Genomic DNA, 22,126 nt, shown 5'->3' on the forward strand with positions numbered 1-22,126 from the left:
CTTTGTTTTCGGATTAGTTGGGACACTAAAACTGTATGAACTTTTGTTCTCAAAAATACCACAAAGTACACAGCCTACCCACCAGCTCTTCGTTTGTAAAGGGGCCGTAGACCTCGGCGGTGTCAAAGAATGTAATGCCGCGATCGACGGCAGCCCGCAGAAGAGCGGTCATCTCCTGTATGTCTTTAGGCGGGCCGTAGGAAAAGCTCATACCCATGCAGCCCAGCCCGATCGCCGAGACTTCTAAATCACTATTTCCAAGTTTGCGCTTTTGCATTGTTTTTCTCCTTTGATGTGGAACTGATATTGTTCGCCGTCGATCGCTCCCGCCATTGTCAGCCGCCTTCGCTGCGATCGCTGCTCACTGTGGATCAATGGGAGACGGGGCAGTCTTATTGCCCCAGCGAGACCAGAGATAGAAGAGGTTGAGGAGGATGAAAAGCAGCACTGCCAGCCAAGGTAAGACCAGCGCGATCGCGGTGGCGATCGCGTAAACGATCGGCCCGACAAGGAACTGCCGTTCGATCTGCCGTATCTTTTTCACCGTAAGGTGGGTGTCGAGCAGCCGATACCCGCGAGCCGCATACCGCCACATGGCATTGACGAAGATACCAATTACAGTCAGGATTCCACCGTAGAAGGCGGCGGCAACCGACTCGTCCATTCCCCGGTGGAACGCTTCGGCGAGTACGGCGGTTGGGAACGGCAAGAAGGCAATGAGCATCAGGTGGAGGACGTTAAGCAGCAACAGCATTCCGTCCACGCAGACGATGTGTTTGAACATGGCGTGGTGGTTGATCCAGATTGCGCCGATCACCAGGAAGCTCACCACGTAGGCAAGGTAGGACGGCCAGAGCTGAAGGAGTTCCGCCCCGAGCGCCGTACCGGGTGGTGGCACTTTGATTTCGAGCACCAGAAGGGTGATCGCGATCGCAAAAACACCGTCGCTGAATGCCTCCAACCGATTGGTCTCCATGCTCACCTCCTCTGCAAGTAACGATTGCCAATGCGCTTCTGCATGATGACTCCTTCGAGATGCGATCGCAGTTATGCAGATTTCAGGGATGCCATATCGATACAGAAGCGATATTTCACATCAGACTTGAGCAGTCGCTCGTAGGCTTCGTTGACCTTCTGGATGGGGATGACTTCGACATCGGCAGTGATGTTATGCTCGCCGCAAAAGTCGAGCATCTCCTGGGTTTCGGCGATGCCGCCGATGTTTGAGCCGGAGAGACTGCGGCGGGCCATGATGAGGCTAAATGCCGAGACTTCAAGGGGCTTCTCCGGTGCGCCGACCAGGGTGATGTTGCCGTCGAGGCGGAGCAGGTTGAGATAGGCGTTGATGTCGTGCTTGGCGGAGACGGTATCGAGGATGAAATCGAAGCTGCCAGCGTGTTTCTGCATCTCGTCGGCATTGCGGGAGATGACCACTTCATCGGCTCCGAGGCGGAGTGCGTCTTCCTTCTTGTCGGGCGAGGTGGTAAATACTACGACATGGGCACCGAACGCACGGGCAAACTTCACGCCCATGTGGCCCAGCCCGCCGAGACCGACTACGCCGACCTTCTTGCCCTTGGTAACGCCCCAGTGCCGCAGGGGCGAGTATGTTGTAATCCCGGCGCAGAGAAGCGGCGCGACTCCAGCGAGATCGAGGTTGGCGGGAACGCGCAGAACGAAGCTTTCATCGACGACGATGCTGTTGGAATAGCCGCCGTAGGTGACAGGAGCGGTCTTGTGCTTGTCCGGGGAGTTGTAGGTGAGGGTCAGGGAAGGGCAGAACTGCTCAAAGCCAGCTTTACACTGGGGGCAGGTTCCATCCGAATCGACCATACAGCCGACCGCTGCGATATCGCCGGGCTTATACCTGGTAACTGCCGAGCCGACTTTGGTGACGCGACCGACCATCTCGTGACCGGGGACGATCGGGTAGACAGTAGGCATGACGCTGCTCCACTCGTTACGCACCGAATGGATGTCTGAGTGGCAGATGCCGCAGAAGAGGATTTCGATCTGAACATCGCGATCGGTTGGCTCGCGCCGTGCGATCGTGTCGGAAGCGAGCGGTGCGGTCGCACTGGCTGCGGAATAAGCTTTGGCGTTGTACATAATATTGATGCTCCAATCTGGAAGATAAGCTGGTTTACTTCTACTCGGTCTTGAATCTGTCCTGGTAAGTACCTACACAAAATTAATTACACATCCGACTTTGTTACTCTTTAGACGTATCAAGGGTTTCAAGTCAACTCAGTCGGCAATTAATTTTGTTTACCTACTTATTGTTCGTCGCTGACCTTTTCCATCCAGTCCACGGGTTTGCCGTCGAGTACCTCCTGAGTAGCGATATGAGTCATCGCCGTTGGCGGTGAAGGTGGCGATCGCGACAATGCTTTGTTGTCGTGCGTTTAGAGTTCGATCGGGTTGGCGACGAACCTCACTGCACCGTTTGACCGCCATCGACGACTAAGGTGTGTCCGACGACGAAGGCAGCCCCGTCCGAACACAGCCAGAGGACGGCATTGGCAATCTCTTCGGGCTGACCCATGCGTCCAATTGGCTCCTCCGCGATTACCTTCTCCTTTCCTTCAGAAGTGCCACCAGTGAAGCGAACCATCATCGGTGTGTCAATGTAACCGGGGGCAACGGCGTTGACGCGAATGTTCTGCGAGGCGTAGTCGAGAGCCGCCGACTTGGTGAGTCCGATCACGGCGTGCTTTGCGGCGGTGTATGCGGCTCCGCCCTTGATGCCTATGACCCCGGCACCCGATGAGGTGTTCACGATCGCGCCACCGCCTTGCTTGAGCATCAGCGGGATTTCATACTTCATGCACAGAAAAACGCCGCGCAGGTTGATGTCTACAATCCGATCCCACTCTTCCTCTTCGATTTCCGCTGTTGCTGCATTCTTCTGTTCCACACCAGCGTTGTTGAAGGCAAAGTCCAGTCGCCCAAAGGTCTCGATTGTCTTAGAAAGAGCCGCCTTCACGTCCTCGGTTCGCGTCACGTCACACTTGACGGCGATCGCCTGCCCGCCAAGTTCTTCAATCATGTGTGCCGTCTCTTGATTGCCCTGTTCTGAAATGTCAGCGACCACCACATGAGCGCCCTCACGGGCAAACGCCAGCGCCGTAGCTCGACCAATGCCGTTTGCAGCTCCAGTCACAAACGCAACTTTTCCTGTGTAGTTTCTCGTCATTATTTTCACCCTCTTGATTGCGATTGAACAAGCTCGATTGTCACTTCTACAGAACCAGGCATATTAAATGCCTCGATGCCACCATCTGTTTTTCCCAGGATAATGAGTCCGTTTGAGTATCCAAAATCTCGATAATATATCGCCAAATTCCCCCAGGGAGCGTAATAAGCAATATCTCCAACAGCAGGATCGCTGCCTGGGGGTGCATCTTCTGTAGATAATCTTTTTGGCAGATTACTGATTTTTTCGGTTCTCGCGTAATCTTCTAACGTCAGCGTTAATGGCAGCAGGGAAATAAAATCCTGAGTGGTTTTGCTGTCGCTCAAAGTGGCTGTAACAACTTTGTCTTTGACCTTGATGTTTATCTGCATACTGTTTGCCTGCTTGGTTGATATTTCAGTTGGCAGCTTCAACGAAGCACCGCTAGTCATACTGTTGTCGGCACGGCAGGCTGAGTAACTCAGGGACATCACTAGGACGAGAACCAAAATCAGCATTCTCTGCGGGCAGTTTTTCCCCTTGATGGAAAACCATCTCAAGAGCATTAAGATTTTCCTTCGTACTGCTCGTCGCTGACCTGTTCCAGCCAGTCCACAGGCTTGCCATCGAGCTGTTCTTGAATGGCGATATGGGTCATGGCTGTTGTGGCGGTGGCTCCATGCCAATGTTTTTGTCCCGGTGGAATCGAGACCACATCACCCGGTCTGATGTCCTGAATTGGTTCGCCCCATTGCTGCACCCAGCCAGACCCAGCCGTGACGATCAGGGTCTGTCCCAATGGGTGGGTGTGCCATGCAGTTCGAGCACCAGGCTCAAACGTCACGCTGGCACCAGATGTGCGTGCTGGATCGGGTGCTTGAAACAGGGGGTCAACGCGGACAGTGCCGGTAAAATACTCATTCGATCCTTTGGCGGAAGGCTGAGAGCCACTGTGTTTGATATCAATGTCCATTTTTCAAATTCCTTTACTGGATGCCGTTTCGGTGGCTGGCGCATCGCTACCCAATGGAAACGGCGTTTTCGCTTAAATAAAAATCCAGAATGCTTACAAGAAGCCGAAATCATTTTTCCTTGCTTTAGCTTCATCTTAGGCATTTTGGAGGGCAAGCAATAGAACGATCGTCTAAGATCGTTGTACAATCCTGCAAACCTAAACATGAATGTTTCAAAAACGATTGAAACGTCCGCGATCGCTTTTATGAACACCCCCCAGACAACGCGCGAGGCAGACAGAGCGCAAGCCAACCGAGACGAACTAACTGAGCGGATTGCACAGGCGATTCGTCATGATGGGACGATCGAGCCGCTCAAAGGATTACACTTCAACCGCTCCTCCTCGCCTTCGGAATGCGTTCATAGTGTCTCTGTCCCTGCCTTTTGTGCGATCGCTCAGGGCAGCAAAGAAGTTCTTCTGGGGTGCGATCGCTATCAGTACGACCCGATGAATTATCTGCTGGGGACGATCGAACTACCGATTGTCAGCCAAATTCTGGAAGCATCAAAGGCGCAACCGTACCTTAGCCTTCGCCTCGATCTCGATCCCAACCTCGTTGGCTCAGTCATGCTTGAGGCAGGGCATCCCTCATCGCGCAGCCGTACTGATGTGAAAGCGATCGATGTAAGTCCGTTGGATGCAAATCTGTTGGACGCTGTGGTACGGCTCATCAGGCTTCTAGATTCCCCTGCTGAAGCAAATGTTCTGGCACCACTGATTAAGCGGGAAATCATTTACCGACTGCTGATGGGAGAGCAAGGTGGTCGGCTGCGTCATATTGCAGTTTTGGGTGGCTGCACTCACCAAATTGCTAGAGCAGTCGATCGACTTCGTAAAGACTTTAACCAGCCGCTTCGGATTGAAAACATCGCAAGAGAGCTGGGAATGAGCGTCTCAGGCTTTCACCATCACTTCAAGTCTGTCACTGCAATGAGTCCTCTACAGTTTCAGAAGCAACTGCGACTCCAAGAGGCTCGCCGTCTGATGCTGGGGGAGAACCTTGACGCTACCAGTGCTGCCTACCGTGTGGGTTATGACGATTCCTCGCACTTCAACCGAGAGTACAAGCGGCTCTTTGGTATACCACCGATGCGCGATGTGGAGCGGCTGCGAGAAGCTGCTAGGTAAATTGCTAGTTCAATACGATCTCCTCAAGATGCCCTAATCAGGCCAGAAATCGCTAAAACATTAGGCATTTATTGCGCTCACTGTATTTTGGGAACAAATCAACTATGGTTGGACAAATCAGAAAGTATAATAAATCTCATCTTAATCAAGTTTTAGACATATTTAAAACAGAAGAAAAATTACTAGGCTTGGTGCCTGATGATGCTTTACAGAAAGAACTAGATGCTGTCGAAAAGAATTTATTGAATGGCAAAGGTGAAGATAAATATGGAAAATGGTCTATTAAAGCATGGGTTATAGTGGATGGTGATGTAGTAATTGGATTTGCCTTTGCTCGTGAGTATAAGGATAAGACAATATTAAATCTTTTATATATTTTGAAAGATTATAAACGCAAAGGCTGCGGAACTAAATTGATGAAGCAGGTTAAACAAAACTGCAAATCTCCAATTGAGTTACCAGTCTATGAGGAGAATAAAATAGCGGTTGCTTTCTATAATAAACACGAGTTTTTATCTACTGGTGATGAGATTGAACACGATCTTAAGTATCTAGTGATGACTTGGCATAAAGCTAAAAGCTAAGCAATTGCACACACTCAAACTCTTGTTCTACTCCCATCATAGAAGATTTGCGATCGTTCCTTTCGTCTTGGCAACCTAACACTTGTCCCATCTACCTATTTCCTAGTCGCCACCGCTGCGCCTTTGCTGTTAATTTCAATCAACCATATTTAACCAAGGTGGGCAAATAATGCCCACCCTAATTCCTACTTCCCTACCGTGAAATACTCATTCTTAGCATACACGCTAATAATGCAGTCTCCCACTTCAAAAAACATCCCCTCTTGCTCATCTTTAGAAAATTGCAAGTTGCCGTATTTAGAATTAATTTCCTCAGCAGTCGCCGCTTTTGCCTCCATTTCATCCGGGATAAGTCCGGTAGAACCGATATAGAAAACCAGCGGTGAAACTTTTTCCCTGTACACTTTTTCAGCATAAGCTTCTAGTTGCTCATTCGCACTAGCTAAAGCCGCTATAAACTCGTCTCGCTTGACATCTTCTTCCTGCCATTTCGCTTGCAAAAGGCGCAGCAAACTATCTGCACCCACTTTGGCTAAAGTAGCGCTAACAATTCCGTTATCCTCCAACCCCAAAAACTCATCGAAAATCAGTTTCATCAAGTCGTCAACTTTTGTGATTTTTGTTCGGGATGACAGCGTTTTGTGTGCGAAGACAACAGGCTCATCTAACGTGATGTCAAATGTCGGTTTTGCTAGCTTTTCGCCCGTGTTTTTGTGGTAAACTTCGTAAAGGCGATCGAGAAATTTGTTGGCAGAGTGCAATTTGCCGAAGTTGAGGATGTTTTTGCTGCCGATGTCGATTTTGTAGCTGACTCGCGAATCTACTGAACCGTTGGCGATCGCACTTTTTAAATCTGTGTATTCCGTCGTCGTCGGAAAGTTGATGTAAAGGCTTTTAGACAGATAATGCTGTTTCAATTCTTCCAATTGTTCCGCAGTGTAAGCCTCGGATTCTTCCTTCAAATGAGCCGAGAGAATGCTAGAGAGAATTTTGATTTCTGCGAGTTCCTCAAACACTCCGTCAAGGCTGCCGTAACGCCCGTCAAAAGGCACGAGTGGCAAAGTTTCTAACTTTATATCGTACTCTGAACGGAAGTCAAATTCTTGCACGGGCGAACCGTCTTTTTCAAGGACACCGCATTTGTTGAGCAAATCAAACACTGGTTTGCTGCTGATTTTGGTTCGCAGCGACTTAATATTAACTTCGCCGTCGCTAACAACGGTATAATTGTTGAAAGTATTGAGGTCTGTAACTAGAATTCCCGCCACTTCTGCGATTAAAGTTTCATCCTCAACTTTTACCAGCTTAGCTTTTCGGGTAATCAGCATATTGATGGTAGCGGTATTTTGATTGATGCCAAATGAACCCATTTGCACGTATTCGCCACCATCTAAGAATTCAGTTTTCAGCCAAGGCTTGACAAGGTTGCCGTTTTCGTCTCGCTTTCCTTCAATTCGCTTCAAACCTTTTCGCTGATAATTTTCTTGCAAGTGTTTCAAGTTGATGATGATGCTGTTGCTGTTTTCCTCCAATATCTTGATTAACTCCAGCAGGGAAATTTTATCGCTGACTTTTACCCGATCGCCAATTTGATGATTTTGCAACACATCAGGCGCAAAAACAGCCTGTTCCAAATCTTCTGTAAACTCCGCTATTTGGGCGTTTGTCAAAGCTTTCGCGTGTTTTTCCGTCAAAGTCGCGTCGAAGGTGCTCGCCAGCGCATACTTCGCCGTATTTAAATTGCCGTCAGCGAGGTTAGCTTTCGCAAAAGCAAACACCGAATCATCAGTTTGAGCAACGGGAACATCTACTTTGTCATACTCTTCTTTGGCGACTTTTTGATATTTGTAAAACATTCCCATATCGTCTGCTTTCAGCCCGCAAATTTTCAGCGTACTCGATGAACCGCTGATTTTCTTGCCGCTTTTAGAAACAAAAACTTGATAATCGTATTCCTTAATTAACGGTTCTTCTAGCGGTGGCGCAACGGAACCGCCTAACAGTTTAGTGCTGTCGTAAAGAGCATCATAAACCATTTTCACTTCGCCAGCGCGGATGCAATTTCCCGATAAGGTGTTGGCAATTTTGGAGAGCAGTTTGAAGTCGGCAGAGGCATAGGATATGGTATTTGCAAACACATCCATGTCTTTGAGTTCTTCGCAAATTTTCCCAATTTTTGCAGCTTCGGAATTAGCACTTGGGTCATTTGCATAACCGTCTGTGTGCAAATTAATTGCTGTCACTTCTCCCGCTTTTACCAGAGATTTAGCGAGCTCCATCGACTGCGATATGCAGGTACAGCCAGCGGTGTGTATTTTTTGAATTGCTTTGATATATTGAGAGTCAAACTTCATCACTTCTTGAATCGGAATTCGCTGGAAGTGACAAATTACATCCCCATTATCAGCATAGGAAATTAAGCTGATTATTAGCTGGTAATTGTTGTATTCGTCTAAGGTCAAAAGCTTGATTAGGGTTTCTTTCAGTGGCTTTAAGTCATAATACATTGAGCCGGAGCGATCGATAATGATGATGCTGTGGGCGACGGATTTTTCTGGGATATCGCCTGGTGTTCTTTCGAGATTTGTGCGATCGACTAAATAAAATGCTTTTTCGTTTCCGGCAAAATTGTAGAGGGTAAATTTGGTGCGAGTATTGGAGGCTGCTTGGCTGCTGGAACTTTTGACCTGAGATGATTGTTTTGCTTGCCGTGCCATCGTTCTCACCCGTGTTGATTGATTCTTCAACACTATCTTGACACGCCCTTTTGTCGGTGTCAAGGCCTGAATCGAAAATTATCTGCTAGGGTGAAGAAGCATTAATATTTCATGATTGTAGAGTGCGTCAAAAACGAAATTTTTGAGTAGACAGTCAAAATATTCTGCCCCTGACGCACCCTACAAATTTAGCAAAGGTAGCCCAAAATAGTAGATGTGTGTTGAGGAGTGTAGTAAATAGAGTTCGCGCATTAAGACCAAAGAAACCCGATTTTTTACCTAATCTGCGGTTAAAAAGAAATATTTTCATAAAAAAACCGGTTTCTGACCGCCCGCGCAAGTCCTAAAATATTTAATCAACCATGCTCAATTTAAACAATCCACTGCTCAAACTTGATCTCAATTTAATCGGATGGGTACCAATCGGATTGATTATCGGCCGCCTGGTACCGCAAAGCTATGCTACATAATTCCAATCTGGATGAGGCTCTTGAATCTTTAATTAAATATTTTTTTAGTTTAATAATTTCCTCGTTTCAGTGATATAAATCACAAACAACGAACCATTTTTGTCGAATTAATTATACTTAATAATCACTAAGGTAGGAACTATATTTGCTTCTGTTAAACTAGAAATAACCCAAACATGAGTAAATGATTACAAAAAGTATGGCTATTCTAAATTTTACATTGACAGGTTATCAAACGCTCGATCGCATTTATGCGGGCACTCGCACCCTAGTTTATCGCGGAATTCGCTTGTGCGACAAACGGCCCGTCGCCATCAAAGTGTTGCATAGCGAGTATCCAAGCTTCAGCGAAATTGTACAATTTCGCAATCAATATACTATTGCCAAAAATCTCAATTTGCCCGGAATTATCCAAACCTACAGCTTGGAAGCCTACCAAAACAGCTATGCGCTGGTAATGGAAAACTTCGGTGGAATCTCTCTAAAACAATGGGTGGAACAAGGGGAAACTCCACCCGATTTAAGCGATTTTTTGCAAATGGCGATCGACATCAGCAACATTTTATATATACTCGGACGTCACCGGATAATTCACAAAGATATTAAACCCGCCAATATTTTAATTAATCCCCAAACCAAACAAGTCAAGCTGATTGACTTTAGTATTGCATCTTTGCTGCCAAGGGAAACTCAAACGCCGATCAATCCTAACGTGCTCGAAGGGACACTCGGCTACTTGTCACCAGAACAAACGGGAAGGATGAATCGCGGCATTGACTACCGTACTGATTTCTATTCTTTGGGCGTGACTTTTTACGAATTGTTGGCGGGACAATTACCGTTTCCATCCCACGATGCGATGGAATTGGTACACTGTCATATTGCCAAGCAACCGCCATCACTACATGAAATCAATCCTCAAATCCCGCTGGTATTCTCGGAGATTGTTAGCAAATTGATGGCGAAAAATGCCGAAGACCGCTATCAGAGTGCTTTGGGGTTGAAATTTGACTTAGAATTGTGTTTGCGTCAACTAGAAGAAAGTGGGAAAATACAAGGTTTTGCGATCGCCCAGAGGGATGTGTGCGATCGGTTTATCATACCCGAAAAACTCTACGGCAGAGAAACCGAAGTAGAAACCCTACTCGAAGCATTTGAGCGCATCAGTAGTGGTACAACTGAAATGATGCTAGTAGCTGGTTTTTCCGGGATTGGAAAAACAGTTGTAGTTAACGAAGTCCACAAACCCATTGTGCGGCAACGGGGTTATTTCATCAAAGGCAAATTTGACCAATTTAACCGCAATATTCCCTTCTTAGCTTTTGTGCAAGCGTTTCGAGATTTAATGGGACAATTGCTCAGCGAAAGTGACGAGAAGTTAGAAAAATGGCAAACTAAAATATTGCAAGCACTGGGCGATAGCGGGCAAGTTATTATTGAAGTAATTCCCGAAATCGAAAAAATTATTGGGCAACAACCACCCGCAGTCGAATTGTCGGGAAATGGGGCCAAAAATCGGTTTAATTTGCTGTTCCAAAACTTTATTCAAGTGTTCACAAAACCCGAACATCCCCTTGTGATATTTTTGGATGACTTGCAGTGGGCAGATTCCGCATCGCTACAGTTAATGCAACTGCTAATGTCCGAATCGGAAAGTGGGTATTTATTAGTAATTGGTGCTTACCGAGATAATGAAGTATCGCCAGCGCATCCGCTAATGCTGACACTGGATGCAGTGGTCAAAGCTGGGGCGACTGTGAATACTATTACTCTGGAACCATTGAGTTCAGAAAGTCTCAATCATTTGGTTGCTGATACGCTAAACTGTACTCCAGATATAGCCAGACTCTTGACGGATTTGGTGGTTCAGAAAACCCAAGGAAATCCATTTTTTGCGACCCAGTTTCTCAAAGCACTGCATCAGGATGGACTGATTGAGTTTGACCTATCTGCTGGATATTGGCAGTGCGATCTTGTGAGAGTGACAGATGCAGCACTGACGGATGATGTACTGGAGTTTATGGCGTTGCAGTTGCAAAAGTTACCTGAAATAACTCAGGATATTTTGAAGTTAGCTGCTTGTATTGGGAATCAGTTTGATTTAAATACATTGGCGCTCGTCTCTGAGCAGCCACAAACAGAGGTGGCAACATCTCTATGGAAAGCTTTGCAGCAAGAATTAATTCTGCCCCAAAGTGAAGTTTATAAGTTTTATGTGGGACAGTCAATTCACGACAAGGAGCAAGATTCGCAGATTGTCAATTATAAATTCCTCCACGATCGCGTCCAACAAGCTGCTTACTCTCTGATTGCTGAAGAGCGCAAGCAAGCAACCCACCTGTCAATGGGGCAGCTATTGTTACGCGATTCTTCCACCAGTGAACGGGAAGAGCGGCTCTTTGAAATTGTTAATCATTTGAATGTCGGCATTGCCTTAATTACGACACCTCATGAGCGGGAAAATCTGGCCCAGTTAAATCTAGCAGCAGGACGAAAAGCTAAAACTGCCACCGCCTATGGAGGGGCGATCGACTATTTAGCAACAGGGATAGAGCTTTTGCCAGAAACTGCATGGGAAAATCGCTATCCCCTGATGCTGGCACTGCATGAAGAAATTGCCGAGGCGAGCTATCTCAACACCGATTTTGAGCAGATGGAACGGTGGGTGAGCGTGGTGTTGCAACAAGCTAAAACGTTGCTAGATACGATCGATGTTCAGCAAACCCGGATTTTGGGAACTAAAGCACAAGGAAATCTTCTGGATTCAATTCAGATTGGGTTACAGGTGTTACGCTCCCTGGGAATTGAATTTCCAGAACAACCTACCCCGGCGGATATCGGACAAGCCTTTGGGGTGACGCGCGAGCTGTGGGCTGACAAGGCACCTCACAGTTTAATAGATTTATCCACCATGAGCGATCCTCAACTTTTGGCGGCGATGGAAATCTTGACGGCTTTGGTGTCTGCTGCCTATATGGCTGCTCCTAACTTAATGCCATTGCTGATTTTCAAGCAAGTTGAATTATCCATCCAATTTGGCAACTGTCCCATTTCTGTATTTGCTTACGGTGATTATGGCATAATTCTGTGTGGCATTATTGACGATATCGAAAATGGTTATGAGTTTGGTGAACTGGCATTAAGCCTCCTGGATCGACTGCAACTGACGCCCTTCAAATGCCGAAGCTGGTATGTGGTTCATACCTACATCAAACATTGGAAAATTACCCTCTCTGAAATCGTTCCTGCCTTGCAAGAAGCCTACCGCAGTGGGATAGAAACCGGAGATATTGAGAGCGTTTGCCTAAGTGCTACATCATACTGTTTTTCCGCTTATTATGCGGCGCAGGAATTAGTCGAACTTGCCCAGACAATGGATGCCTATCGTCAAACCATTCATCAATACAAACACGCAGATTCTTTATACTATCAGGATATTTATCACCAAACTGTACTTAATTTATTGGGGCAGGCTGAGATTCCTTATCTCCTGACTGGGGCAATTTTTAATCAGGAAAAATCGCTCTCTGAACTTCAAGCAGCCAATCAACGCTCCGCATTGTTAATGTGGTACATTAACCAAGCCATTCTTTATTATCTCTTTGGACAGGATGAGAAGGCAACCCAAACCTCCATCCGAACGGGCCAATACCTTGATGGTTGTGTGGCGATGTTCATGGTTCCGCTCTACTCCTTTTTTGATGCGCTAATTCAATTAACTCAGTATGCCGACGCATCTCCAGAAGAACAATCGTCAATTCTTCTCCAAGTGCAACAACATCAAGATAAATTGCACCATTGGGCAACAATGGCTCCCACCAATCATCAGCATCGTTGGGAACTGGTAGAAGCAGAAAAATATCGGGTACTGGGAAAGAAAATTGATGCCATTGAAGCTTACGATCGCGCTATTACAAGTGCCAAAGAAAACAAGTTTATTCAAGATGAAGCACTCAGCAATGAACTCTCAGCCAAATTCTACCTCAACTGGGGTAAAGAAAAAGTGGCCTCTGCTTATATGCAAGAAGCCTACTACTGTTATGCAAAATGGGGGGCAAAAGCTAAAATAGATGACTTAGAAGAACGCTATCCCCAGCTTCTTGTTCCCATATTGCAGGCAAAACAAAACCGTTCTGCGATCGGCGAAACCAGGCGAAAAACCATTAATAAATCCTCAGTTTTACATCAAACCTTCCAAACAACTCAATCTACCAGCAGTATATCCGCAGCCCTTGATTTTGAGACTATTTTCAAAGCATCCCAAGCTCTATCAAGTGAAATAGAATTAGACAAATTGCAAGCGGCACTGATGTCTGTGTTGCTCGAAAATGCCGGAGCCACAAAAGCAGTTCTACTGTTGCTGAAGGAGGGGAATCTCGCAGTCGAAGCTGTCGCCTCTATCAAGAAAAATGTTATCTCAATGTCTGTGCCGCTCTCAGCCAACGCAGAGGTTCCCGCTGCTGCAGTCAACTATGTCAAGCGCACTTTGACAACTGTGGTTTTGGATAATGCAGCAGCACGAAGCGATTTTACGGCAGACCCGTATTTGATGAAAACAAAGCCCAAAAGCTTGCTGTGTGCGCCGATTTTAAATCAGGGTCAATTAATCGGGTTGCTGTATTTAGAAAATAACTTGACAATTGCGGCATTTACTGAAGAACGTACTCAAGTCATCCAACTGTTGTGCGCCCAAGCGGCGATTTCACTCGAAAATGCCCGCTTGTACCAACAATCTCAGGCCTATGCTCAACAATTAGAGCGATCGCTCGATCGGTTGAGTGCATCACAATCTCGGTTGCAAGCATCCCAGCAACGACTCCAGCTATTAGTTGAGCAAACTCCAGTAGCCGTCATAGAGTGGGATATCAATTTTATCGCTACTGACTGGAACCCAGCAGCAGAACGAATCTTTGGCTATACCAAGCAGGAGGCTTTGGGGCATCACTTCACATTTATCGTTCCTGAAGCGATTAAAGCACAACTAGAGGGAGTGAGCGTCAATATTATATCGCAGCAGGGTGGCAATTACAGTATTAATGATAATTTGACAAAGGATGGTAAAACGATTATTTGTGTTTGGTATAACAATCCACTTATGAATGCGGATGGCGAGTTAATAGGAGTTGCTTCACTGGCAGATGATATTACCGATCGTAAAACTGCAGAAATTGCCTTAGAGCAGAAATCCCTTGCCTTAGAAAATGCCTTAAATGAGTTGCAGCAAGCCCAACTCCAAATTATCCAAAGTGAAAAAATGTCTGCCCTAGGTAACTTAATCGCCGGAGTTGCCCACGAAATAAACAATCCCATCGGCTGCATTATTGGCAACGTTGGTGCTGTCCAAGATTCCATCAATGACCTATTTGGGCTAATTGACCTCTACAACGATAAATTCCCTCAACCAGGGACTGAAATTGAAGAGGAATTAGAGACAATTGACCTAGAATATTTACGCTCTGATTTACCCAAATTAATTAGAGCAATGAAAGATGGAGGCGATCGCATCACGTCGATCAGCAAGAGTCTCCGCACTTTCTCCCGTGCCGATAGCGACCACAAACAAAAGTTCAAGCTCCACGAAGGGATTGATAGCACGATCTTGATTTTACGCCATCGCCTCAAGGCCAATGATACTCGTCCAGCGATTGAAGTTGTCACTAACTACGGGAATATTCCGGCGATCGAATGCTTCCCCGGACAATTAAATCAGGTGTTTATGAATATTATGGCTAATGCGATCGATGCGTTGGACGAATCAAATACAGGTCGGAGTTTTGCCGAAATTCAGGCGAATCCTAACTGCATTGCCATTACAACCTCCATCAAAAATAATTTTGTTACAATTACTATTACTGATAACGGTGCGGGAATGAGAGAAGAACTAAAACAGCGGATTTTTGACCATTTGTTCACAACAAAAGCCGTAGGAAAAGGCACTGGGTTAGGATTGGCGATCGCGCGTCAAATCGTGGTGGATAAACACGGCGGTTCAATTCACGTCAATTCAACACCGGGAGCGGGAACAGAATTTATCATCAGCTTACCAACTTAAGTAGAGCGCAACAGTTAATTTTTTTCCAGATATTCAGACTTATTAAGAAACCACACACTAACTTTACATCAACAATAGCCATGAACAACTCCCACAGAAACCACAAAACAAACACAACCAGTCAAATTTTAAACTATCAAATTATCCAAACAATTTATGACGGAAATCGCACCTTAGTTTATCAAGCCATCCGTATCCATGACCAATTACCTGTGGTTATTAAACTGCTGAAAAATCAGTATCCAAGTTTCAGCGAACTCGTGCAATTTCGCAATCAATATACTATTGCCAAAAACCTCAATTTGCCCGAAATCATCCAAACCTACAGCTTGGAAGCCTACCAAAATAGCTATGCGCTGGTAATGGAAAACTTCGGTGGAATATCTCTAAAACAATGGGTGGAACAAGGGGAAACTCCACCCGATTTAAGCGATTTTTTGCAAATGGCGATCGACCTGAGCAATACATTAGATATACTCTACCGCCACCGGATAATTCACAAAGACATTAAACCAGCGAATATTTTAATTAATCCGCAAACAAAACAAGTCAAACTCATTGACTTTAGTATTGCATCTTTGCTGCCAAGGGAAACTCAAACCCTGATGAATCCTAACGTGCTGGAAGGGACACTCGGCTATTTGTCTCCCGAACAAACGGGAAGGATGAATCGGGGGATTGACTACCGGACAGACTTTTACTCTTTGGGCGTGACTTTTTACGGATTGCTGGCGGGACAATTGCCGTTTCAATCCAACGATGCGATGGAATTGGTACACTGCCATATTGCCAAGCAACCGCCATCACTGCATGAAATCAATCCCGAAATCCCGCCGGTACTCTCGGAGATTGTCAGCAAATTAATGGCAAAGAATGCCGAAGACCGCTATCAGAGTGCGTTGGGACTGAAATTCGATTTAGAATTTTGTTTGAAGCAACTTGAAGAAAACGGTAGGATAGAGAGTTTTACGATCGCGCAGAGGGATGTGGGCTATCGCTTCATTATACCAGAAAAACTCTACGGTCGCGAAACCGAAGTGGCCGAATTACTGGCAGCATTCGATCGAGTATCAGGTTTTTCCCAGCAGGCATCAGAAAAGGGTGGAGGCTGTGAGTTAATGTTAGTTGCGGGTTTTTCTGGGATTGGCAAAACTGCAATTGTCAATGAAGTTCACAAACCAATTGCCCGCCAGCGCGGCTATTTCATCAAAGGCAAATTCGACCAATTTAACCGCAACATTCCTTTCTCAGCTTTTGTCCAAGCATTTCGAGATTTAATGGGACAATTGTTGAGCGCCAGTGACCAGCAGTTGAAAAATTGGCAAACTCAAATATTGCAAGCAGTGGGCGATAACGGACAAGTCATTATTGAAGTAATTCCCGAACTAGAAAGAATTATTGGCCCACAACCAGCCGCACTAGAATTATCAGGAACGGCGGCACAAAATCGGTTTGATTTGCTGTTTCAAAATTTTATTCGCGTGTTCACCAAACCAGAACATCCCCTGGTGATGTTTTTGGATGACTTGCAGTGGGCTGATTCCGCCTCGCTGCGGTTAATGCAACTGCTGGTTGCCGAGTCAGCAACTGGCTATTTATTAGTAATTGGTGCCTACCGAGATAATGAAGTATTTGCAGCACATCCGTTGATGCTGACACTGGATGCAATGGCAAAAGCTGGGGCGACGGTGAATACTCTGACGCTGGAACCGTTGAGTTCAGAAAGTCTAAATCATTTGGTTGCTGATACGCTCAATTGCGATCGATCTTGGGCAAGACCTTTGGCTGATTTGGCGGCACAAAAAACCCAAGGAAATCCCTTTTTTGCAACGCAGTTTCTCAAAGCACTGCATCAGGATGGGCTGATTGAGTTTGACCGGGTTGCTGGTTATTGGCAGTGCGATATTGTGCGAGTTCGGGAGGCAGCGCTGACGGATGATGTGGTCGAGTTTATGGCGTTGCAGTTGCAAAAATTGCCGCCAGGGACTCAAAATGTGTTGAAGTTGGCTGCTTGTGTTGGGAATCAGTTTGATTTGGGGACTTTGGCAGTTGTCTCCCAGCAATTGGAAACGGAAACGGCGGCGGATTTGTGGAAGGCTTTGCAAGAGGGGTTAATCCTGCCTGAAAGTGAAGTCTACAAGTTTTATATGGGGCGAGAAAGACGGGAGGAGACCGACAATTCGGAGGTGGTGAATTACAAGTTTTTGCACGATCGCGTTCAGCAAGCTGCCTATTCTTTAATTCCCGAACAAGAGCGATCGCGCCTTCACTATCAGATTGGACAATTGCTGATCCAGCAAATTTCACCCGCAGCTATAGAAGAGCAAATTTTTTCAGTCGTCAATCAGTTGAATTATGGTATTGCGCTGATTGAAGACCAAACAGAACGATCTGAATTGGCGCAACTAAACCTCACGGCTTGCCGCAAAGCCAGAGGCGCTACTGCTTATCAAGCTGCTCGTCAGTATGCTGAGATCGGGCTAAATTTGCTTGGAGAGAGCGCTTGGCAACGACAGTACGAGATGACCTTGAACTTGCACGACATAGCAGCAGAAGTGGCTTCACTTTGTGGGGAATTTGACCAGATGGATCGGTGGATTGACACTGTGATTCATCATACCAGCACTCCCCTAGAGCGAGTGAGCGTTTACATCGTCAAAATTCAGGCATTAACGTCCCAGAACAAGTTTTTAGAAGCAATTGCTATCGGTTTGTTGAGTCTGAAAGAATTAGGAGTTGAATTGCCCGATAGCCCTACATCAGAAGATATTCAGCAAGCAGTGCAGGAAATTAATAGCTCGATCGGCGATCGACCGATTGAAGAGTTATTCGATCTGCCAGCGATGGTGGATGCCCAAAAGCTGGTCGCGATGCAAGTGGCGGCAACTATGGCGTCAGCTTGTTATGCAGTCGGTTCGTCTTTGTTTGCCCTGGTGACTGCCTTACAGGTAAATTTATCTATCCAATATGGCAACAGTCGTACTTCAGCTTATAGCTATAGTTGTTATGGGATTATTCTCAACAACTTTCTACAAGATTTGACGGTAGCCGATCAATTTTGCCGATTAGCTTATCGTCTTGGCAGTAGCACGGATGCCAAAAATATTCGCTCTGCAACTTTTGCTGCGATCGCAGTCTTGTTGTACCATCGCAAATCGCATTTGCGGGAGACCCTCCCCATTCTTCAGGCAGGCTATCAAGCCGGATTAGAAACAGGCAATCTAGAGTTTGTCGGGCATAATGGGCATGGATTTTGTCTAAATTCCTACTGGTGCGGTCAACCTTTGGCAGAACTTGAGCCCCAAATTCGGGCATACCGTCAGCAATTACTCGACCTCAACCAACTAATGACGGCAAATTATTGTTCGATTTATTGGGAAACAACGCTGTTTTTATTGGGTAATCCAAACAAGTTTGAGATTTCCTTTGAACAGGAAGGCTATGAGGAGAAGCTGGTTTCTCAGTCGCTTGCTACTAACGATTTGTACCGACTCTGCATCTTCTATCTGTACAGGGTGACGTTGAGATTCCTGCTTGGAGACATTGCTGGGGCCGACTTAGATGTCGATCGAGCAAGACAGTCTATAGCGGGAAGCGTAGGAACTGCTTCCGAAGCTGGTTTATATTTCTATGACTCACTCATAGCCCTTGCTACTCCTGAGTCCGAGACGGAGTTAGAAACTTCGTTGCAACGAGTTCAGGAAAATCAAAGGAAGTTGCAGCATTGGGCAGAACACGCCCCCATGAATTATTTGCATAAGTGGCAGTTGGTAGAAGCAGAGAAATACCGAGTTGCCAGACAGAGGGCAGAAGCTATTGAAATGTACGATCGCGCCATTTCTGGAGCGAAAGAAAACGAATACATCCAAGAAGAAGCTCTCGCTAACGAACTAGCAGCTAAATTCTACCTCGACTGGGGCAAAGAAAAAGTGGCGCAAGCTTATATGCAAGAAGCCTACTACTGTTATGCTCGCTGGGGTGCGAAAGCCAAAATTGATGACTTAGAAAAACGCTATCCCCAACTTCTTGCTCCCATATTGCAGGCAATAGAAAATCGTTTTGGAATCAGCGAAACCCGCAGCCACACAATCAATAAATCGTCAGTTTTACATCAAACCTGGCACACAACTCTATCTAGCAGTAGCAGTATTTCCGAAGCCCTCGATTTCGCGACAATTCTCAAAGCCTCCCAAACTTTATCGAGTGAAATTAAATTAGAAAAATTGCTAGCTGCACTGATGTGTGTGGTGATGGAAAATGCCGGGGCAAAAAAAGCAGTTCTCCTGTTGCTTAAGGATGGGAATCTCGCGATCGAAGCTGTGGCCTCCTTCCATCAAGATGTCATCTCAATATCTGTACCGCTGTCAGCCAGCGACGAGGTTCCCGCTGCTGTGGTCAACTATGTTAAGCGGACTTGGAAAACTGTAGTTTTGGATAATGCAGCAGTACAAAGCGATTTTATTGCCGATCCGTATTTGATGCAGAAAAAGCCCAAAAGTGTGCTGTGCGCGCCAATTTTAAATCAGGGTAAATTAATTGGCTTGCTATATCTAGAAAATAACTTGACAATTGGTGCATTTACAGAAGATCGCACTGAAGTCATCCAACTTTTGTGCGCCCAAGCGGCTATCTCTCTAGAAAATGCCCGCTTGTACCAACAATCTCAAGTTTATGCACAAGAATTAGAGCGATCGCTCCTCGATTTGCAGCAAGCACAGTTACAAATCGTGCAAAGCGAAAAAATGTCCGCCTTGGGCAATTTAGTAGCGGGAGTTGCCCACGAAATTAATAATCCTGTCGGCTTTATTAACGGCAATATTGAGGAAGCAACAACCACGATCAAAGATGTGATTGGTCACTTAAAATTATATCAAGAAAAACTGCCCAATCCCGGCGAGGAAATCGAAGAAAATGCTGAGGATATTGATTTAGAGTATGCCTTAGAAGATTTGCCAAAGATGCTGTTGTCGATGAAAGTGGGATGCGATCGCATTTGCGGCATTAGCACCAGCCTCCGCACCTTCTCCAGAGCCGATAAAGACTACAAAGTTGCTTTTAATGTCCATGAAGGGATTGAGAGCACGATCTTAATTTTGAAACACCGGCTGAAAGCTAACGAACACCGTCCCGCGATTGAAGTCGTCACAGACTACGGCAATCTCCCCCAAATCGAATGCTTTCCCGGTCAACTAAACCAAGTATTTATGAACTTGCTCGCAAATGCGATCGATGCCCTAGAAGAATCAAACCAAGGACGCAGTTTTGCGGAAATCGAAGCAAATCCCAACAAAATCGCGGTTAGTACCAGTATTTTGGACGATCGGCACATCAAAGTTCAGATTGCCGATAACGGTGCGGGCATGACAGAAGCCGTGAAACAGCGGATTTTTGACCATCTGTTCACAACGAAGGCAGTAGGAAAAGGTACGGGGTTAGGATTGGCGATCGCGCGTCAAATTGTAGTCGAAACCCACGGCGGCATAATTGAGGTGAATTCCCATCAGGGAGAGGGAACTGAATTTGTGATAGTTTTACCTATTAGCGAACAAAAATTGCAGCCCTTCGTCATTTAATAAAATTAGTTTCGTAGCGCGGAATAAAGTCCGCACTACGAACCTATTTGTCGATCGCCCATCAAGACACTCGCACCCATCTCCCGCTCCTTCGCCAGATTGCCAAAATCTCAATTATGCTAACGTAGGCAAGCAGCAATGCCTTGTCATGAAGGCGATTGACATAATTTAAAACAATTTATTGTATTGAGGAGCGGTGTATCCCCTATGGCAAACCTGATCGGCACAGACAGCAACGACTTTATTCTAGGCACTCCGCAGGGCGATCGAATTCGCGCTTTAGATGGCGATGACACGCTCCTGGGTGCGGGAGGAGATGACACCCTAGAGGGGGACGCCGGCAACGACCAACTGCTCGGAGGCGACGGAGGAGATTCGCTGTTTGGGGGCGAAGGAAATGACGAACTCATTGGCAACCAAGGCCGCGATTTTGCTTTAGGCGGAAACGGCGACGACTCAATTCTCGGCGGTTTGGGCAACGACGTCCTCGAAGGCAACGACGGGTTAGACACTGTATTCGGAGATGCCGGCGACGACGTGATTCGCGGCAACGCGGGCTTTGATGTGATTGCCGGCGGTACTGGCAATGACAGCTTGGTGGGGGGTGACGGCGACGATTCGGTGTTCGGGAATGCTGATGAAGATTTTCTCTACGGAGATTCGGGGAATGATTCTCTCAACGGCGGTAGCGGCGGAGATCAACTTTTTGGCGGTGACGGCAACGACTATTTCCTCGGTGCCGACGGCGATGATACTTTGTACGGCAATGACGGCAACGATTCGCTCTTCGGTGACTCCGGCAACGACCAAATATTCGGGGGGAAGGCTGACGATACGGTTTTTGGCGGCAGCGGTTCCGATACGCTTCGCGGCGATTTAGGCGATGACTCGGTAATGGGAGATGAAGGCAACGACTTCGTATTCGGTGGCAAAGGTAATGATGTTCTAGACGGCGGTTTTGGCGATGATTCCTTGGCCGGAGGTCTCGGTGACGATACAATTTTGGGCAGTTTCGGCAATGACAATTTATTTGGGGCAGAGGGTAATGATTCTCTGATCGGAGGTGAGGGTTCGGATACTCTGACTGGCGGCAGCGGCAGCGATGTTTTTGGATTGGGAGCGGGCCCTGGAAGTTTGGTTTTAATTACTGATTACAATGAGGCAGAGGATTTCTTTGGACTGCCGAGCAGTTTATCTTTCAGTCAACTGCAAGTGAGCCAAGGTAACGGCGCAAATCTCCGAGATACTGTAATTACGATTGACGGCAAGCTGTTAGCAATTTTGGTTGACACTCCATCGGCGCTGATTGATGCCAATGATTTTATCTCTGTGAGCGGGACGTTTAGCCCCAGGCCGACTTCGGAGACGACTCCGACTCCGGCGACAACTCCGACTCCGGCGACGACTCCGAC

Annotated in this window: 12 protein-coding genes; 5 read left to right on the top strand and 7 right to left on the bottom strand. The window is 46.5% G+C overall.

Going from position 1 to position 22,126, the window contains the following annotated elements:
• Positions 1 to 49 precede the first annotated feature (49 nt).
• The 6 genes from QUB13_RS17435 to QUB13_RS17460 all read right to left on the bottom strand — a co-directional run bounded on the left by QUB13_RS17435 (position 50) and on the right by QUB13_RS17460 (position 4,148).
• Positions 50 to 277 (bottom strand): aldo/keto reductase, encoded by a 228-nt coding sequence (locus QUB13_RS17435; RefSeq protein ID WP_333382855.1) that lies wholly within the window; start codon positions 275 to 277, stop codon positions 50 to 52.
• Between the two features lie 84 nt (positions 278 to 361).
• Entirely contained in the window at positions 362 to 976 is a 615-nt protein-coding gene (locus QUB13_RS17440; protein WP_333382857.1) for a TMEM175 family protein, read from the bottom strand.
• Positions 977 to 1,047: 71 nt separating this feature from the next.
• Positions 1,048 to 2,109 carry an NAD(P)-dependent alcohol dehydrogenase gene (locus tag QUB13_RS17445; protein ID WP_333382859.1) on the bottom strand — a complete coding sequence of 354 codons (1,062 nt, stop codon included), beginning with the start codon at positions 2,107 to 2,109 and terminating at the stop codon, positions 1,048 to 1,050.
• 325 nt (positions 2,110 to 2,434) lie between these two features.
• Positions 2,435 to 3,196: an SDR family oxidoreductase gene (locus QUB13_RS17450; RefSeq protein ID WP_333382860.1), complete on the bottom strand. Its 762-nt coding sequence runs from the start codon at positions 3,194 to 3,196 to the stop codon at positions 2,435 to 2,437.
• A gap of 5 nt (positions 3,197 to 3,201) precedes the next feature.
• On the bottom strand, positions 3,202 to 3,693 hold the full coding sequence (locus QUB13_RS17455; protein ID WP_333382862.1) for a cyclophilin-like fold protein: 492 nt from the start codon (positions 3,691 to 3,693) through the stop codon (positions 3,202 to 3,204).
• Between the two features lie 47 nt (positions 3,694 to 3,740).
• Positions 3,741 to 4,148, bottom strand: coding sequence for a (R)-mandelonitrile lyase (locus QUB13_RS17460; RefSeq protein ID WP_333382864.1), 408 nt, complete (start codon positions 4,146 to 4,148; stop codon positions 3,741 to 3,743).
• Between the two features lie 204 nt (positions 4,149 to 4,352).
• Between QUB13_RS17460 and QUB13_RS17465 the strand changes: the two genes are divergently transcribed.
• Positions 4,353 to 5,318 (top strand): AraC family transcriptional regulator, encoded by a 966-nt coding sequence (locus QUB13_RS17465; protein WP_333382866.1) that lies wholly within the window; start codon positions 4,353 to 4,355, stop codon positions 5,316 to 5,318.
• A gap of 104 nt (positions 5,319 to 5,422) precedes the next feature.
• Positions 5,423 to 5,902 (top strand): GNAT family N-acetyltransferase, encoded by a 480-nt coding sequence (locus tag QUB13_RS17470; RefSeq protein ID WP_333382868.1) that lies wholly within the window; start codon positions 5,423 to 5,425, stop codon positions 5,900 to 5,902.
• A gap of 185 nt (positions 5,903 to 6,087) precedes the next feature.
• On the opposite strand, the gene QUB13_RS17475 is transcribed toward QUB13_RS17470, so the two are convergent.
• Complete coding sequence (locus QUB13_RS17475; RefSeq protein ID WP_333382870.1) at positions 6,088 to 8,619, bottom strand: vWA domain-containing protein; 2,532 nt, start codon at positions 8,617 to 8,619, stop codon at positions 6,088 to 6,090.
• A gap of 669 nt (positions 8,620 to 9,288) precedes the next feature.
• On the opposite strand from QUB13_RS17475, the gene QUB13_RS17480 reads away from it, so the two are divergent.
• From QUB13_RS17480 to QUB13_RS17490, 3 genes are all read left to right on the top strand, one after another.
• Positions 9,289 to 15,141, top strand: a complete 5,853-nt coding sequence (locus QUB13_RS17480) for a trifunctional serine/threonine-protein kinase/ATP-binding protein/sensor histidine kinase (RefSeq protein ID WP_333382872.1) — start codon at positions 9,289 to 9,291, stop codon at positions 15,139 to 15,141.
• 80 nt (positions 15,142 to 15,221) lie between these two features.
• A complete protein-coding gene (locus QUB13_RS17485) occupies positions 15,222 to 20,714 on the top strand; it encodes a trifunctional serine/threonine-protein kinase/ATP-binding protein/sensor histidine kinase (RefSeq protein WP_333382874.1) in 5,493 nt (1,830 codons plus the stop codon).
• 207 nt (positions 20,715 to 20,921) lie between these two features.
• The coding region (locus QUB13_RS17490) for a calcium-binding protein (protein WP_333382876.1) at positions 20,922 to 22,126 on the top strand (1,205 nt) is incomplete at its 3' end.

It is taken from the genome of Microcoleus sp. B4-D4, from assembly GCF_036705185.1.
In the GTDB taxonomy this organism is placed as follows: domain Bacteria; phylum Cyanobacteriota; class Cyanobacteriia; order Cyanobacteriales; family Microcoleaceae; genus Microcoleus.